Consider the following 15,272-nt stretch of genomic DNA (forward strand, 5'->3'; position numbering starts at 1 on the left):
ACATCAAGATAATTAGGCCAGCCATTTCTGTTGTTCAGAACAGTGAAACCAGCAACGCCATAGGAAAGCTGAACGGCCATGTCGCACCAATCAACAGCGCCGCCAGCAGGCGAATGCAGCGGCTTTCCTTAGTTAAAAACCAGCTTATCAACGCACAAATACAGCCCATTACGGCATAAAAAACCAGCATCTTCTGGTATAAAGTCATTTTTTTCCTTCCCTGTCAGACATCGCGCCATACGCGTTATCCTGTCCCGCACCACTTAGCACGTCAGAGATCAATACTTCACAAAACAAATCGCTGCAAAGACCATGGAAAAACGGTTGATTCAGTGTTGTCCGATAGCGCAACTCTACGCCACCGACTATAAATGTAGGGGCTTACTCATAAAGGTGGCGTTATGGATGTTTCCAGCAAAACCGTAATTCTGATTAATGTCGGCGCAGCGCTTGCGCTTATTAGCCTGTTATCCGTTCGTTTTGGTTGGTTTTAGTAATTTTTTCAGCAACTAAACCTAAAAAAGCAGCCTCAGCGGCTGCTTTTTTTATGATTTAACTGTCGCGCTTTTCCCGGCGCCTGACTGCTGAAGCGCAGCAATAGTCTTAAGATTTTCCGGGTTATATTGCGGCAAGAAATTCAGCTTTTCGTTATCCCACTCTACCGCTGCGCAAACGTCCTCATTTGCCCCCAGGCTTTCACAGTCACTAATACGCTGGGCAGGGAGATTGCCGTAAAGCATCGCGCTTACGCCGGTGAGTAACAGGAGAAATACTAGCTTTTTCAAAACCAATTCAACTTCAGAATAACAAATTTTGTAAAATTTTCTCATGAGCGATGCGATAAAGTCAAATCACATACATGCAAACAACGGCCCGGTGGCGATCTCTACCCATATTTAACATTATTGCTACAACCATTACCTTCCAGAAGCGCGTTTCTAAGAAGTGGGATCCGCCATGCCCGCCCCGCCAGGGAGAGAATATTTATATAATTGGAAATAACAAATTGATCTGGTTTTTCGTATACCGGATTATTGATATTTAACTATACTTGGCTTTAAGGGGTGAGGATTTTCTTAAATTGACTACGCAAAATAATCAGCAATCGACTTCTGATCCTTACGCTTAATGCGGACTGTAGATTTTCTACTTGTTATTTTGTGCTGTATATTGCGGTAGGTGAACGAAATTATTATTTGCAAATTCACGGATTTCCGCATAGTTTCATTACTATTCGTTATAACGTATTTGCTTTTTTTCTCACTTATTTTGAGGTCGCTTATGTCAGGAATAGTTGCCCTGCTAATGGCTTTAGTTCTATTGGTGATCGCAATCTACAGCCTTGTCTCTTATATTCGTGAGCGCCGCCACTCGGGCCTGCCATCTAAAAAAGATAAACATTAATTATTGCATCGCTCTTAAAAGTCGATACAAAAAAAATCCCCGCATCATCCTGCAGGGATCTAACAATTAATAACATGCTTAGTAGTTTACACCCCATCCGGCGCTTATCTCCGGCACTCACAATGGCTTAGCTCTTGAAGGGGTATAAGAATACTCTCATATTACCCCTTATCTTTTTTAACAATTGTTGCTATTGCAACTATTAGCCTGGTAATGCTGCCGGTACGTTAATGTTTAATGTTTCACCATCACATGGCGAACCACCGTGTAGTCCTCCAGCCCATACATCGACATATCCTTGCCGTAACCAGAAAGCTTCTGTCCGCCGTGCGGCATTTCGCTCACCAGCATGAAATGGGTATTCACCCAGGTGCAACCGTACTGCAAACGCGCGCTCAGACGATGGGCGCGGCCAACGTCCTGCGTCCAGACCGAGGAGGCCAGACCATACTGTGAATCATTAGCCCAGGTTAATACTTGTTCCTCATCGCTAAACGACGTTACGCTGACTACCGGACCAAAAACTTCGCGTTGTACGATAGCATCATCCTGCTGCGCGCCAGCCAACAGCGTGGGCTGGAAATAGTAACCATTCCCCGCCGCGCGACTGCCGCCGGTCACCACTTTAATATGCGGTAAGGCGCGTGCGGCGTTGACAGCCGCGGTCACCCGTTCAAGATGGGCAAGAGAACTTACCGGCCCCAGCTCCGTGGACGGATCGTCAGGCTGCCCCATTTTCAGGCTGGCCACGGCAGCGCCTAGCTTTTCAACCAGCCGTTCGTAGACGCCCTGTTGCGCATAAATACGGCAGGCGGCGGTACAGTCCTGGCCCGCGTTATAAAAACCAAAGGTGCGAATGCCCTCAACGACGGCATCGATATCGGCATCATCAAAAACAATGACCGGCGCTTTACCGCCCAGCTCCATATGGGTGCGTTTAATCGACGTCGCCGTGTGACCAATAATATGGGCGCCGGTGGCGATCGAGCCAGTCAACGAAACCATACGCACTTTACTATGGCCTGTGAGCGGATCGCCAACAGTCGGGCCGCGGCCAAAAAGCACGTTAATGACGCCAGCCGGGAAAATATCCTTCGCGAGCTCCGCCAGCTTCAATGCCGTAAGCGGAGTGATTTCCGAAGGTTTAATCACCACGCAGTTACCAGCCGCCAGCGCGGGCGCCAGCTTCCAGGCCGCCATCATCAGCGGATAGTTCCAGGGTGCAATCGAGGCCACTACGCCAACCGGGTCGCGGCGGATCATTGAGGTATGCCCCTCAAGGTACTCTCCGGCCGCCATTCCCGGCAGGCAACGCGCGGCGCCGGCGAAGAAGCGAAATACATCGGCAATCGCCGGCATTTCATCATTGATAACACAATGTAGCGGTTTACCGCAGTTTAAAGACTCCAGTTTGGCGAGCGTTTCTGCATGTTCAGTAATCACATCCGCCATTTTCAGCAAACATTCGGCGCGGGTTTTCGGCGTTGTCTGGCTCCAGCTGACAAACGCACGATCTGCAGCATTGACGGCGGCATCAACCTGCGCCTCGGTCGCCTCCGCAATCTCAATAATCGTTTCGCCATTGGCAGGATTGAATACCGGCAGCACCTCGCCTTCACCCGCCACTAATTGACCGTTTATCAAAAGGTTATGTTGCATAGCATGATCCTGTAAAGTGTATTATTTTCCGCTTTCGGCGTTATTCTCACCGTCACGGGTTAGCCACCAGGCCCCCAGGATGGGTACAGTCGTCACTAACATCACCAACAGAGCGACGACGTTGGTGACCGGCACATCGCGCGGACGCCCCAGCTGATTTAGCAACCACAGAGGAAGCGTCCGTTCATGACCGGCGGTAAAGGTAGTGACGATAATTTCATCAAAGGACAGGGCGAACGCCAGCATGCCGCCTGCCAGCAGCGCCGACCCCAGATTGGGTAGCACCACATAGCGGAAGGTTTGCCAGCCTGTTGCGCCGAGGTCCATTGATGCTTCTACCAGACTCCATGATGTCCGGCGAAATCGGGCAATAACGTTGTTAAACACTACGACTACGCAGAAGGTCGCATGACCCACCACGATAGTTAGCAAGCCAGGCTCAAGATTAACGGCTTTAAATGCCGTCAACAGCGCCAGGCCGGTAATAATGCCGGGGAGCGCAATAGGTAACAGCAACAGCAGCGACACGGCATTCTTACCAAAAAACGTACTCCGCCACAGCGCGCCGGCAGCGAGAGTACCTAATACCAGGGCAATCCCCGTAGATAAAGCGGCGATCTTAAGTGACAACGTCACTGATTCAATGATATCTGCACGAGCGGCAGCCTCGCTGAACCAGCGGAGCGTCAGCCCTTTCGGCGGGAAGCTGAAAGCGGCATCCTCTGTATTAAAGGCGTACAAGGCGATAATCAGCAGTGGAAAATGGAGAAATATCACCCCGCCCCAGGTGGCAATTTTGAGAAACAACGGTGCGCGTTCAGAGTGCATCAAACGCTCCCAGGCGCTTAACAAACGCCAGATACAGTGCAATAAGAACAATCGGCACCAACGTGAACGCCGCCGCCATCGGCATATTGCCAATCGCGCCCTGCTGCGAATACACCATATTGCCGATAAAGAAACCAGGCGGCCCCACCAGTTGCGGGACAATAAAATCCCCAAGCGTGAGGGAAAAGGTAAAGATAGAACCTGCCGCGATACCCGGTATGGCTAAAGGCAGTACCACGTAGCGGAAGGTTTGTTGCGGTCGGGCGCCTAAATCGGCTGAGGCCTGCAACAGCGATGGCGGCAGACGTTCCAGCGCCGCCTGCACCGGCAGGATCATGAACGGTAGCCAGATATAGACAAATACCATGAATCGCCCGAGCCCGGAGGTCGATAAGGTATTGCCGCCGACCGCCGGGATGGTCAATACCATATTTAACACGCTCTCCAGACCAAGGTGGCCAAGGAACCATTGCGCCACGCCATCTTTCGCCAGCAATAGCGTCCAGGCGTACGCCTTGACGATATAACTTGCCCACATCGGCAACATCACCGCGATATAAAAGAAGGCTTTCATCTTGCCGCGGGTATAACGCGCCATATACCAGGCCATCGGCAATGCCAGGATTGCGCTGGCAATAGTCACGCAGATGGCCATCACCAGGGTACGAACAATGATGTCGTAGTTGGCGGGATTAAACAGAGCCTTCAGGTTAGCGAGCGTCAAATCCGTGGTGACCGACATCGTAAAGTCATCAAAGGTATAGAAGCTTTGCCACAACAGCGTCAGGAGCGACCCCAGATAGACAATGCCAAACCACATCAGCGGACCCAGCAGCAGTAAAAACAGACCCAGTGAGGGTTTTCGCCAGAACAGCCCTGACACTCGCCCGGTCGTTGGTTGCACAAGCGCCATCGTCATCTCAGCCTCCGCTTTCCAGGGAAACCATCGCCGAACGCGACCAACAGGCCAATACCTGTTGCCCCAACTGTGGCGCGCTCAACGCTGCCCCGCCATCGACGTTGGCCTGACTGACTAGCAGTTTATCGCCCGCAGCAAGTTTCAGTTCAATACGCGTTGACGCCCCCTGAAACTGCACCGCCTGCACGGTCCCCTGAACCTGGATATCACCGCCACTATTCAGTCGAATATGTTCAGGACGCAACGACCAGGCGCCGGGCAAGCCGCATAGGCGCTGAGAAACGTCTGGGGTAAAAACGTTCGCGGTGCCGACAAATCCGGCAACAAAGGCGGTTTTAGGCTGTAAATAGAGCGAGTGCGGCGAGTCGACCTGTTCAATACGCCCATTGTTAAACACCGCCACGCGATCGGACATCGACAGCGCCTCACCCTGATCGTGAGTAACAAAAATGAAAGTGATGCCCAACGACTGCTGAAGTTTTTTTAACTCCACCTGCATCTGTTCACGCAGTTTTAAATCCAGCGCGCCAAGCGGTTCATCTAATAACAGCACACGAGGTTGGTTGACCAGCGCGCGAGCTATGGCGACCCGTTGCCGCTGACCGCCGGACAGTTGCGCAGGCTTGCGCGCGTGAACGAACCCAAGCGCCACTTTTTCTAAGGCTTCCTGGGCGCGAAGCTGACGTTCTTTTTTGCCCACGCCTTTCACCATCAGCCCATAGGCGACGTTGTCGATAATCGACATATGCGGAAATAGCGCGTAATCCTGAAAAACCGTATTGACGTCACGCTGCCATGGCGGTAATTCGCTGGCCTGCTGGCCAAAGATACGAATCGAACCGCCGGATAGCTGTTCAAAGCCCGCAATTAAGCGCAGGCAGGTGGTTTTGCCGGAGCCGGACGGCCCCAGCATGGAAAAAAACTCGCCATCGCGAATGGCGATAGTCACGCCATCTACCGCGCGCACGTCACCGTAAAGACGCGAAACGTCATCAAACTCTACCGCGTACGTCATGTTCAGTCTCCAGGCGCTTAGCGGCCACCCATAATCGCGATATAGTCCTGGGTCCAACGGCTATAAGGAACATACTTCCCGCCTTCGGCAATCGGCGTTTTCCAGAACGCAATCTTGTCGAATTGGTTGTAGCCGTTGGTTTCGCAACCTTTGTCTCCCAGTAACGTACTGGCTTTACAGCCCTGTGGCACCACGGGCAGCGATCCAAACCAGGCGGCGACATCGCCCTGTACTTTCGGCGTCAGCGACCAGTTCATCCACTTGTAAGCGCATACCGGATGCTTTGCCTCACTATGCAGCATCGTGGTATCGGACCAGCCGGTTACACCTTCTTTTGGGAACACGGTAGCAATAGGCTGACCTTCGCCTTTCAGACCATTGGCCTGATACGGCCAGGAGCCCGAAGCAACCACTCCTTCGTTTTTAAAGTCGCTCATCTGCACGGTCGCATCGTGCCAGTAACGGTGAACCAGCGGATGCTGATCCTGCAGAACCTTCAACACCGCCTGATACTGCGCTTCGGTGAGTTCATAGGGATCGTTAATTCCTAACTGCGGCTGTGTTGCTTTGACAAATAGCGCCGCATCAGCGATATAAATCGGACCATCATAGGCCTGAACTCGCCCCTGGTTGCTTTTTCCGTCCGGCAGGTCCTGTTTGACGAAAACTACTTTCCAGCTATCAGGCGGTGTCGGGAAAGTTTTAGTGTTGTACATCAGCAGGTTCGGCCCCCATTGATAGGGCGTGCCGTACACTTTATCGCCGACGTTAAACCACGCGCCTTTGGCAACTCGCGGGTCAAGCGTTTTCCAGTTTGGGATCAGCGCGGTATCAATCGCCTGTACACGCTTACCCATAATCAGGCGTAACGAGGCGTCGCCGGAGGCGGTCACCAGGTCGTAGCCGCCCTTCGCCATCAGGCTGACCATTTCGTCAGAGGTGGCGGCAGTTTTCACATTAACCTGACAGCCGCTCTCTTTTTCAAATTGGCTTACCCAGTCATAATTCTTATCCGTCTGACCGCGTTCGATATAACCCGGCCAGGCAATAATATCGAGCCGCCCTTCGCCTTTATCCAGCGAAGTCGGCGGTTCAGCGGCTTGCGCTGTCAGCACAACCATACTCAGCGCGCACAGGCTGCCACGGGCAAATTTTTTGCTCATTTGAACTTACTCCTGTCAGAATAAAAGTAGCGGCAGCCGTGCCGTAAAAATATCTCCCTTAATAAGGGTAGACGGCGGCCTGCGGGGCTCTGGGGAAATTTCCTCAGGTTGTGACCAGGTGCGCATTCCGCAAAAATCGCCACCACGATTCGATAATATGGATTATAGACAAAGAGTTATGGCAAAAGGACGAGTATGCATATTCCCTATGACGACCCGCTAATGGTGGATATTTTAAGCTGATTAATGAATACGAGAATGAAGGGGATAAATTGCCGGGAAAATAAAAGCCGGCAATTAAAAAAAAGCGATGAATAAACTAAGGCAAAAGTTGACGTATAAGTTCGCCGAGCCGTTTCACACCCTGCTCCTCTTTTTCTCCCCAGCCCCAGGCGGTATTAAAACGGAAAAATGAAGTCCAGTCGGCCGTGGTCGAAAACATTTTACCCGGTGCAATACTGATGTTATCCCGCAACGCCAGTGCGCTGAGTTCGCCTGAATCGATACCAGCGGGCAACTCCAGCCACAGGAAATAGCCGCTGTCGCTATGATGAATTTTGACCTCTGCGGGTAAAAAGCGCAGTAGCGCTTGCCAGGCCAGCTGTTTCCGCTCAGCAAGCTGACGACGTAAACGGCGCAAATGCGCGTCGTAGCGTTTGGTAGAAAGATAATCGACCAGCGCCAACTGCATTGGCGAACTCGTAGATAGCGTACTCATCAGCTGTAACTGCTGAATACGGCGGGCATGTCGGCCAGCAGCGACCCAGCCGATACGAAACCCCGGAACCAGACATTTTGAAAATGAGCTACAGTGCAACGTCATCTCATCACGATCCCAGTACTTTGCGGGTAGCGGTTTTTCCCGACCAAAGTACAGCTCACTGTAAACGTCATCTTCAATTAACATGACGTTGTAGCGCGTCAATAGCGACACCAGCCGCGCTTTTTTGTCCGCCGTCAGCGTAAATCCGAGCGGGTTTTGGCTATTGGTCATCAGCCAGCAGGCTTTTACCGGGTAGCTCTGCAAAGCCTGTTCCAGCGCCGCCAGATCGATCCCCTCTTTCACATCGCTGGCCACCGATAGCGCTTTTAGCCGCAAACGTTCAAGCGCCTGCAGCGCGCCGTAAAAGCACGGATTCTCTACGACGACCCAATCGCCGGGTTCAGTCACCGCCTGCAGGCTGAGGTTTAATGCCTCCAACGCACCGGCGGTGATGACTATCTCATCCGGCGATACGTTCATTCCCTGCAACGCATAACGCCGGGCAATCGCATGACGAAGCTCATCGTTACCCGGCGGCAGGTTCTCAATCACACTCATGGCGGTAGCGGTTTTACTCACCTGCGCCAGAGAACGATTTAGCTGCTGCAAGGGGAACAGGCGCGGGTCGGGAAAGGCGGAAGCAAAAGGCAGCATCGAAGCCTGACGGCTTGCCTGCAGGACGTCGAAAATATAGGTGTTGATATCTACCGACTCATGGCGCGTGACTTGCGCCGGAGGTTCAGGCTGGCGCTGTTTTACCGGCTGCGGCGCCACATAATAACCCGATTGCGGGCGTGCGATAATTCGTCCCTGACTTTCCAGTAACTGGTAGGCATGGCTGACGGTCATAAAACTCATTCCGCTGCTGACAACCTGCTCGCGTAATGAAGGTAGGCGATCGCCGGGTTGCCAAACGCCGAGCGCGATCTGTTCCGTGAGCCGTTGCGCAAGCTGCTGATATTTTTTCATTACCGCATCCATTTAACCAACGAGACCCGTATCTTATAACAGATGGTCAAAAATGGCAGGTTTTAAAAACTGATATAGCTAATAGATATGACCGGATAAGTACTGGTTTCGCACTGCAAGCGATGACGCTGATGTTCAAATAACATGAGATTGTATTATCACTAATGAAATATGCGCATTTGAGAATAGTAATAAAATATTATCCGAGCCAGAACGTCATGAGGCATATCCATTAAACGCACGGTATATCAATGCAAAACCCAATCGTTTGAACGTTGATATGCGTTGTTTCTCATGTTGTGAACCAACGATTAAAAAAGCTCGCTAACCTCGCATGAGATAAATTCATCACGCATCTAATAATGAAGTGATTTCATGCTGAGGATAATAATAACTCAAATCATCAGATAGACTCCACCGCCCACAGCAAGCCAAAAAATGCTCATTATCAACAATGAGATAAGTAAACTTCGCAGTCCTTTCTTTGACAAACCGTCTCCCTTTTTTCATCAACTGAATATATCAAATTACAATAAATAACCAATTCACATAATAAATATGGATATTTAAAAAAACAAACCCTGCAGCTAAACTCAGCACCGTTACAGGCTAGCAGAATAATTAATGAAATACAGCGCAAGCAATAAGGAAAATCGTAAACAAAAATGTGAAGTATCACAGGAATAAATTCACAATACGTAATTTATTATTTATAGTGACATGAGAATTGACTTCACAAATATGAAACAGAGATAGAAAGAATAACAATCCGCAACTGTTATCATAAAAAAGCGCTTTTCTGCCTCTGCTATCACTCCCCGCCACCCCTTAAAATTGCGCTGAATCAATTTTGTTGTGGAGTCCTGCATGTTCGGTCTTGATGCATTTCATCTGGCGCGGATCCAATTCGCCTTTACCGTCTCATTTCATATCATCTTTCCCGCGATCACCATCGGTCTTGCCAGCTACCTGGCGGTACTTGAAGGATTGTGGTTAAAAACAAAAAATCCTGTCTGGCGCTCGCTATATCATTTCTGGTCGAAAATCTTTGCCGTCAACTTTGGTATGGGGGTGGTCTCGGGGCTGGTTATGGCCTACCAGTTCGGCACCAACTGGAGTGGTTTCTCGCAGTTCGCAGGCAGCATTACCGGCCCGCTGCTAACTTATGAAGTTCTTACCGCCTTCTTCCTTGAGGCCGGTTTCCTTGGCGTGATGTTATTTGGCTGGAACCGCGTCGGCCCCGGTCTGCATTTTTTCGCCACCTGCATGGTGGCGCTGGGCACCATCATTTCCACGTTCTGGATCCTGGCCTCAAACAGCTGGATGCAAACGCCGCAAGGTTTTGAAATCGTTAACGGCCAGGTGGTACCCGTTGACTGGTTGGCCGTTATCTTTAATCCCTCTTTCCCCTACCGCTTATTCCATATGTCCGTTGCTGCGTTTCTTAGCAGCGCGTTATTCGTGGGCGCCTCCGCCGCATGGCATTTGCTTCGTGGCAACCGAACGCCTGCTATCCGCGCGATGTTCTCTATGGCGCTATGGATGACGCTGCTTGTCGCCCCCATTCAGGCATTAATCGGCGATATGCATGGGCTTAACACCCTGAAATATCAACCAGCGAAAATTGCCGCTATCGAAGGACACTGGGAAAATCCGCCCGGCGAACCGACGCCGCTGCTGCTGTTCGGCTGGCCGGACATGCAACAAGAACGTACCCGCTACGGGCTGGAGATACCTGCCCTCGGCAGTCTGATCCTCACCCACAGCCTCGATAAACAGGTGCCGGCGCTGAAGGAATTCGCCCCGCAAGATCGCCCTAACTCAACCATTGTCTTCTGGTCATTTCGTCTGATGGCGGGCCTGGGAATGCTGATGATTCTGCTTGGCGTCATAGCCCTATGGCTGCGCTATCGCCAGCGTTTGTATACCTCAAAACCATTCCTGCGCTTCGCGTTATGGATGGGGCCTTCCGGACTGATTGCGATTCTGGCTGGCTGGGTGACCACCGAAGTCGGCCGCCAGCCGTGGGTGGTCTACGGCGTACAGCGCACTTCCGAGGCCGTATCAGCTCACGGCGATCTGCATATGACCATTAGCCTGCTGGCCTTTATTGCCGTCTACAGCTCGGTATTCGGTGTTGGCTATAGCTATATGCTGCGCCTGATCCGCAAAGGGCCGCAAGAGCAGGTACCTGTGCCATCAGGAACGCCCGCGCGTCCGCTTTCTGCCGTTACGGATGGTTTTCAGCACAAGGAGTCCCGCTAATGGGTATTGATTTATCGGTTATTTGGTTTGTTATCATCGTGTTCGCCACCCTGATGTACATCGTCATGGACGGTTTCGACTTAGGGATCGGGATACTATTTGCCGCCGTACGCGGCGGTGAAGAGCGCGACGTGATGGTTAACAGCGTCGCACCGGTATGGGATGGCAATGAAACCTGGCTGGTGCTTGGCGGCGCAGGCCTCTTCGGCGCTTTTCCGCTGGCCTATGCGGTGATTATCGACGCGCTGTCGGTGCCGCTCACCCTGATGCTGATCGGGCTTATTTTTCGCGGCGTGGCCTTTGAGTTTCGCTTCAAAGCGACCCCCTCGCACCGTCCTTTCTGGGATAAAGCTTTTCTGGGCGGATCGCTACTGGCGACATTCACCCAGGGCATGGTCGTCGGCGCGGTCATTCATGGTTTTCCGGTCAGCGGTCGCAGCTTTAGCGGCGGAATGTGGGATTGGCTCACGCCATTTACCCTATTCTGCGGTCTCGGCCTCACCGTTGCCTACGCGTTGCTGGGCGCCAGTTGGCTGGTAATGAAAAGCGAGAATCCGCTGCAGAATACCATGCGCAGAATTTCACGCCTTCTGCTGCTGGCCTTACTGATAGTGATAGCGGCGATTAGTCTGTGGACGCCGCTCTCCCAGCCGGCGATCGCCGAGCGCTGGTTTAGCCTGCCGAATCTGGTTTACCTGCTGCCGGTACCGCTGCTGGTTATCGCCATCAGCGCCTGGCTATGGCGCACGCTTGGGCAACGCGACGGTCATTGCCTGCCGTTCGTGTTGACCCTGGGGCTCGTTTTTCTTGGGTTTAGCGGACTTGGGATCAGCATTTGGCCGAATATTATTCCGCCTGGGATCACGTTGTGGCAGGCCGCGGCGCCGCCGCAAAGCCAGGGCTTTATGCTGGTTGGCGCGCTACTGATTATTCCCGTCATTCTTGGTTATACCTTCTGGAGCTACTACGTCTTCCGCGGCAAAGTTCAACCTGGCGAGGGATATCACTGATGGAGAGATCATGGATAAAACGTTTGCTATGGCTGGCGGCCATATGGGGAGCTAGCGTGCTGGCGCTGGGCGCCATCAGCATGATTTTCCGTCTGCTGATGAACGCCGCCGGGCTTCGCGCCTGAAAAAAATCTATTCCCTGGCCTGGCGCTTATCGCGTCAGGCTTTTTTTTCATCTTTCTTCAGCCTAGCCTGACAAAGCCTTGCGCTTCTTTGATAACCAGGCAGAAAAACCAATATTAAATCAATCATATTAATCATGCGTTATTTATTGATATGGAAAATGATATGTGGCGGAGAGGAATAGCGGCAGTGGTGCTGATGTGCGGGTTATTCTCCGGGCATCTGCTCGCCCAACGTCAGGGGCATGATTATTTCCCGGTGCAAAGCCTCGAACAGCAGTTACTGCACGAGGCTGATTGCGATGAACTACGCAGCCGGGCTGAGGATACCGCCAGTTCGCTGCGCGAGCATCACCACCGGCAGTATGCGCGCAAAGCAAAAGCGCATAACTGTCCGCCGTGAGAACGGCCCTTACGCGCCTTTACGCTTGGGCAACGTTTTCATCAGCTCGTCAGGACTGACGGAGGCGACGATACTGCCCGGATGCGGCATCTTGAGGATGTGATTTTTGATTTTACCCACCACGTGCATTTCGCATGGACGGCAATCAAATTTCAGCGTTAACACTTCGTCACCATGGATCAGCTGCATCGGCGTCGCCTTCCAGCTCTTAATCGAGCCTTTAGCCTGCTTCGGACACAGGTTGAAGGCGAATCGCAGGCAATGCTTGGTGATCATCACCGGCACGTCGCCTTTCTCTTCATGAGCTTCATACGCCGCATCGATCAGCTGAACGCCATAGCGCTGGTAGAAAGCGCGCGCTTTGTGGTTATAAACGTTCGCCAGGAACGACAGATGCGTTTCCGGATACACCGGCGGTGGTACGGAGACCGGTTTACGCGTTCCGCGCTGCCAGGCATCGAGGCGCGCCCGATCGAGCATCTCTGCCGTTTCGCGGCGCAGTTGGTTAAGCATACTGTTCGGAACAAACAGCGCCGGTAGATTAATCTGCACATCACGCGGGTAGTAAATGGTCTGGCCGAGCTTCGCCACGCCATCTCGTAAATTGGCCAGCGCTTTTTCCGCCTGGGTCGCTTCGGCGAATTCGCCATCCAGCGTATGCGTGACGCTGACGCCGTCTTCGCAGGTCATGGTCAGCACCAGCTGTTCCTGCCAGCCGCTCAGCGCGATATCAACCGCAATGCGGCGCTCGCTGGAAGTTTTCAGTAGCGCCTGCTGCCAGTTATGATCGAGGTTACGATTAAGCGCCTCGTGCGGACGCACTTTATGCAGGTCTGCCGGCATTTCGTTTGGCCAGACGCGATAACGATTTTCCCCCGTTTTCTCCACCGTATTGGCGCGGAAGCCGACAACTTCACGTTTTATCATCACATTCAGACCGTCGCCGTTAGTCAACGCGTCGGTCACTTCGACATCGAGATAATCTTTTCCGACTTTTAATACTTCGCCTACCGGCAGGCCGATAAATTTCGGCGAATCAAACGCGCCGATATCGCCCTTACGCGCGTTAACAAAATAGTCGGTGCTGCCGCGATGGAACGTTTTATCGGTCGACGGCACGAAGAAGTGTTCGGTGCGCCCGGCGGAAGAACGCGCGAGATCGCCGCGGTCTTCAATAATACGATCCAGCATCTGACGATAGTGAGCGGTGATATTTTTCACATAACTCATATCCTTATAACGCCCTTCAATCTTAAAGGAGCGCACGCCGGCGTCGATCAATGCCGCCAGGTTGGCAGTCTGATCGTTATCTTTCATCGACAATAAATGTTTTTCATAGGCCACGACGCGCCCCTGATCGTCTTTCAGGGTGTAAGGCAGGCGGCAAGCCTGAGAGCAGTCGCCGCGGTTGGCGCTACGTCCGGTTTGCGCATGAGAAATATAGCACTGACCGGAATAGGCTACGCATAAGGCGCCGTGAATAAAGAACTCGATAGTCGCGTCGGTATTATCATAGATCGCTTTAATTTGATCGAGGTTGAGTTCGCGGGCCAGAACAATCTGACTGAAGCCTGCATCAGAGAGAAACTTAGCCTTCTCGACGCTGCGAATATCGCACTGGGTGCTCGCGTGCAGCTCAATCGGCGGCAGATCCAGCTCCATAATCCCCATATCCTGCACGATCAGCGCATCAACGCCGGTCTCGTACAGATCGGTAATCAGCCGTTGCGCGGGTTCCAGTTCATCATCATGAAGAATGGTATTCAGCGTCACAAACACCTTCGCGCCAAAGCGATGCGCAAACGGCACCAGGTTGGCGATATCGCTCAGGCTATTGCTGGCATTATGCCGCGCGCCGAAGCCCGGCCCGCCGATATATACCGCGTCGGCGCCGTGTAAAATCGCTTCACGGGCGATCCCGGCATCGCGGGCAGGACTAAGAAGTTCAAGATGATGGTTTTGCAGGCGCATACGCTCGTCGTTATCCGTTATAGGGGTCGAAATGGCGGCTATTGTAGTCAGAACTGGGCGCAGACGAAAACATTTTCCGCCGCGCCCACACAGCGAATTTGCAGAAATCGGCAATGCATTGAAGAAAAAGCTATTTCTCATGAAAACCCGGCAAGGTTACAGTGGCTGCGTATTCCGGATTTTCCTCGTCACGTTGTGAATTTTAGTCTCAGTCATCTTGATTGGCCGCGGATTAATCCGCGGCTTTTTCTTTTGGATAATGAATCAGTGAATGAAAGTGCGCCGTCTGCGCGCCGCTATTGCGGTAAGCGTGCGTCAGGTCGCCGGCAAAGCGCCGCCCTTCTCCCGCCTGCAATGAATGCCACTGCCCCTGCAGACATAAATCCAGCGTACCGCTAATGACCACGACATGTTCAATGACGCCGGTCTCATGCGGCGTCGATTCGCTCAGTGCGCCGGGGGCGAGGGTAATCGAAAAATGGTCAAAACGCAGTTCAGGATCCCATGGGAAGATGGGCGTCACCACCATCGCCTGCTGCTGTGGGTCGAAGGCGGCGGGCGCTGCGGACTCATCAGCGACAATAAAAGTCGAAAACGCCACATTGAGGCCAGTGGCTATCTTCCACAACGTCGCGACCGTTGGACTGGATTCATTACGTTCAATTTGCCCGAGCATCGCTTTCGATACCCCGGTTTCTTCCGCCAGCCGCGACAAACTCCAGCCGCGCTGCTGACGCAGGCTTTTCAGCGTCGTTGCCAGATGTTGCGCAATATTCATGGA

The 15,272-nt window shown here is 52.4% G+C and carries 16 protein-coding genes; 6 read left to right on the forward strand and 10 right to left on the reverse strand.

All coding sequences use genetic code 11. The features are described from left to right. Positions 1-34: 34 nt before the first annotated feature. Positions 35-208 carry a GhoT/OrtT family toxin gene (locus tag ABLV17_RS23620; protein WP_015366412.1) on the reverse strand — a complete coding sequence of 58 codons (174 nt, stop codon included), beginning with the start codon at positions 206-208 and terminating at the stop codon, positions 35-37. Between the two features lie 193 nt (positions 209-401). Here ABLV17_RS23620 and yncL point away from each other — a divergent pair, with 193 nt between their 5' ends. Then, a complete protein-coding gene (gene yncL, locus ABLV17_RS23625; protein WP_064571558.1) occupies positions 402-494 on the forward strand; it encodes a stress response membrane protein YncL in 93 nt (30 codons plus the stop codon). A gap of 51 nt (positions 495-545) precedes the next feature. Here the strand turns inward: yncL and ABLV17_RS23630 are convergent, their stop codons facing one another. Next, positions 546-830 (reverse strand): hypothetical protein, encoded by a 285-nt coding sequence (locus ABLV17_RS23630; protein ID WP_308958878.1) that lies wholly within the window; start codon positions 828-830, stop codon positions 546-548. Between the two features lie 451 nt (positions 831-1,281). Here ABLV17_RS23630 and ABLV17_RS23635 point away from each other — a divergent pair, with 451 nt between their 5' ends. Continuing rightward, entirely contained in the window at positions 1,282-1,404 is a 123-nt protein-coding gene (locus tag ABLV17_RS23635) for a small membrane protein (RefSeq protein ID WP_087859538.1), read from the forward strand. Between the two features lie 234 nt (positions 1,405-1,638). Here the strand turns inward: ABLV17_RS23635 and patD are convergent, their stop codons facing one another. The 6 genes from patD to ABLV17_RS23665 all read right to left on the reverse strand — a co-directional run bounded on the left by patD (position 1,639) and on the right by ABLV17_RS23665 (position 8,720). Beyond that, a complete protein-coding gene (gene patD / locus ABLV17_RS23640; protein ID WP_087859537.1) occupies positions 1,639-3,063 on the reverse strand; it encodes an aminobutyraldehyde dehydrogenase in 1,425 nt (474 codons plus the stop codon). A 21-nt stretch (positions 3,064-3,084) separates the two neighbouring features. After that, a complete protein-coding gene (locus ABLV17_RS23645) occupies positions 3,085-3,891 on the reverse strand; it encodes an ABC transporter permease (RefSeq protein WP_113373273.1) in 807 nt (268 codons plus the stop codon). Continuing rightward, positions 3,881-4,810 carry an ABC transporter permease gene (locus ABLV17_RS23650; protein WP_087859534.1) on the reverse strand — a complete coding sequence of 310 codons (930 nt, stop codon included), beginning with the start codon at positions 4,808-4,810 and terminating at the stop codon, positions 3,881-3,883. Before ABLV17_RS23650 ends, ABLV17_RS23645 begins: the two co-directional genes overlap by 11 nt. Before the next feature lies 1 nt (position 4,811). Next, the gene (locus ABLV17_RS23655; protein WP_087859532.1) at positions 4,812-5,825 is read right to left on the reverse strand and encodes an ABC transporter ATP-binding protein; all 1,014 of its coding nucleotides are present in this window, start codon (positions 5,823-5,825) and stop codon (positions 4,812-4,814) included. A 17-nt stretch (positions 5,826-5,842) separates the two neighbouring features. Next, on the reverse strand, positions 5,843-6,988 hold the full coding sequence (ydcS, locus tag ABLV17_RS23660; protein WP_308958879.1) for a putative ABC transporter substrate-binding protein YdcS: 1,146 nt from the start codon (positions 6,986-6,988) through the stop codon (positions 5,843-5,845). 319 nt (positions 6,989-7,307) lie between these two features. Continuing rightward, complete coding sequence (locus ABLV17_RS23665) at positions 7,308-8,720, reverse strand: PLP-dependent aminotransferase family protein (protein WP_087859530.1); 1,413 nt, start codon at positions 8,718-8,720, stop codon at positions 7,308-7,310. A gap of 867 nt (positions 8,721-9,587) precedes the next feature. On the opposite strand from ABLV17_RS23665, the gene ABLV17_RS23670 reads away from it, so the two are divergent. The 4 genes from ABLV17_RS23670 to ABLV17_RS23685 all read left to right on the forward strand — a co-directional run bounded on the left by ABLV17_RS23670 (position 9,588) and on the right by ABLV17_RS23685 (position 12,520). Continuing rightward, positions 9,588-10,985, forward strand: a complete 1,398-nt coding sequence (locus ABLV17_RS23670; RefSeq protein ID WP_308958880.1) for a cytochrome ubiquinol oxidase subunit I — start codon at positions 9,588-9,590, stop codon at positions 10,983-10,985. Further along, a complete protein-coding gene (gene cydB / locus ABLV17_RS23675) occupies positions 10,985-11,995 on the forward strand; it encodes a cytochrome d ubiquinol oxidase subunit II (protein WP_087859528.1) in 1,011 nt (336 codons plus the stop codon). The genes ABLV17_RS23670 and cydB overlap by 1 nt, the downstream gene beginning before the upstream one ends. Then, positions 11,995-12,120, forward strand: a complete 126-nt coding sequence (locus tag ABLV17_RS23680) for a DUF2474 domain-containing protein (protein ID WP_087859527.1) — start codon at positions 11,995-11,997, stop codon at positions 12,118-12,120. The genes cydB and ABLV17_RS23680 overlap by 1 nt, the downstream gene beginning before the upstream one ends. 163 nt (positions 12,121-12,283) lie before the next feature. Beyond that, on the forward strand, positions 12,284-12,520 hold the full coding sequence (locus ABLV17_RS23685) for a DUF2554 family protein (RefSeq protein WP_087859526.1): 237 nt from the start codon (positions 12,284-12,286) through the stop codon (positions 12,518-12,520). A gap of 9 nt (positions 12,521-12,529) precedes the next feature. Here ABLV17_RS23685 and ABLV17_RS23690 read toward each other — a convergent pair whose 3' ends face one another. Both ABLV17_RS23690 and ABLV17_RS23695 read right to left on the reverse strand, forming a co-directional pair. Further along, the gene (locus ABLV17_RS23690; protein ID WP_113373268.1) at positions 12,530-14,491 is read right to left on the reverse strand and encodes a U32 family peptidase; all 1,962 of its coding nucleotides are present in this window, start codon (positions 14,489-14,491) and stop codon (positions 12,530-12,532) included. Between the two features lie 232 nt (positions 14,492-14,723). Further along, positions 14,724-15,269 (reverse strand): XRE family transcriptional regulator, encoded by a 546-nt coding sequence (locus ABLV17_RS23695; protein ID WP_348854719.1) that lies wholly within the window; start codon positions 15,267-15,269, stop codon positions 14,724-14,726. Between the last annotated feature and the right edge of the window lie 3 nt (positions 15,270-15,272).

Origin of the sequence: Klebsiella sp. CN_Kp091 (genome assembly GCF_040065095.1) — a bacterium.
GTDB lineage: Bacteria > Pseudomonadota > Gammaproteobacteria > Enterobacterales > Enterobacteriaceae > Klebsiella > Klebsiella aerogenes.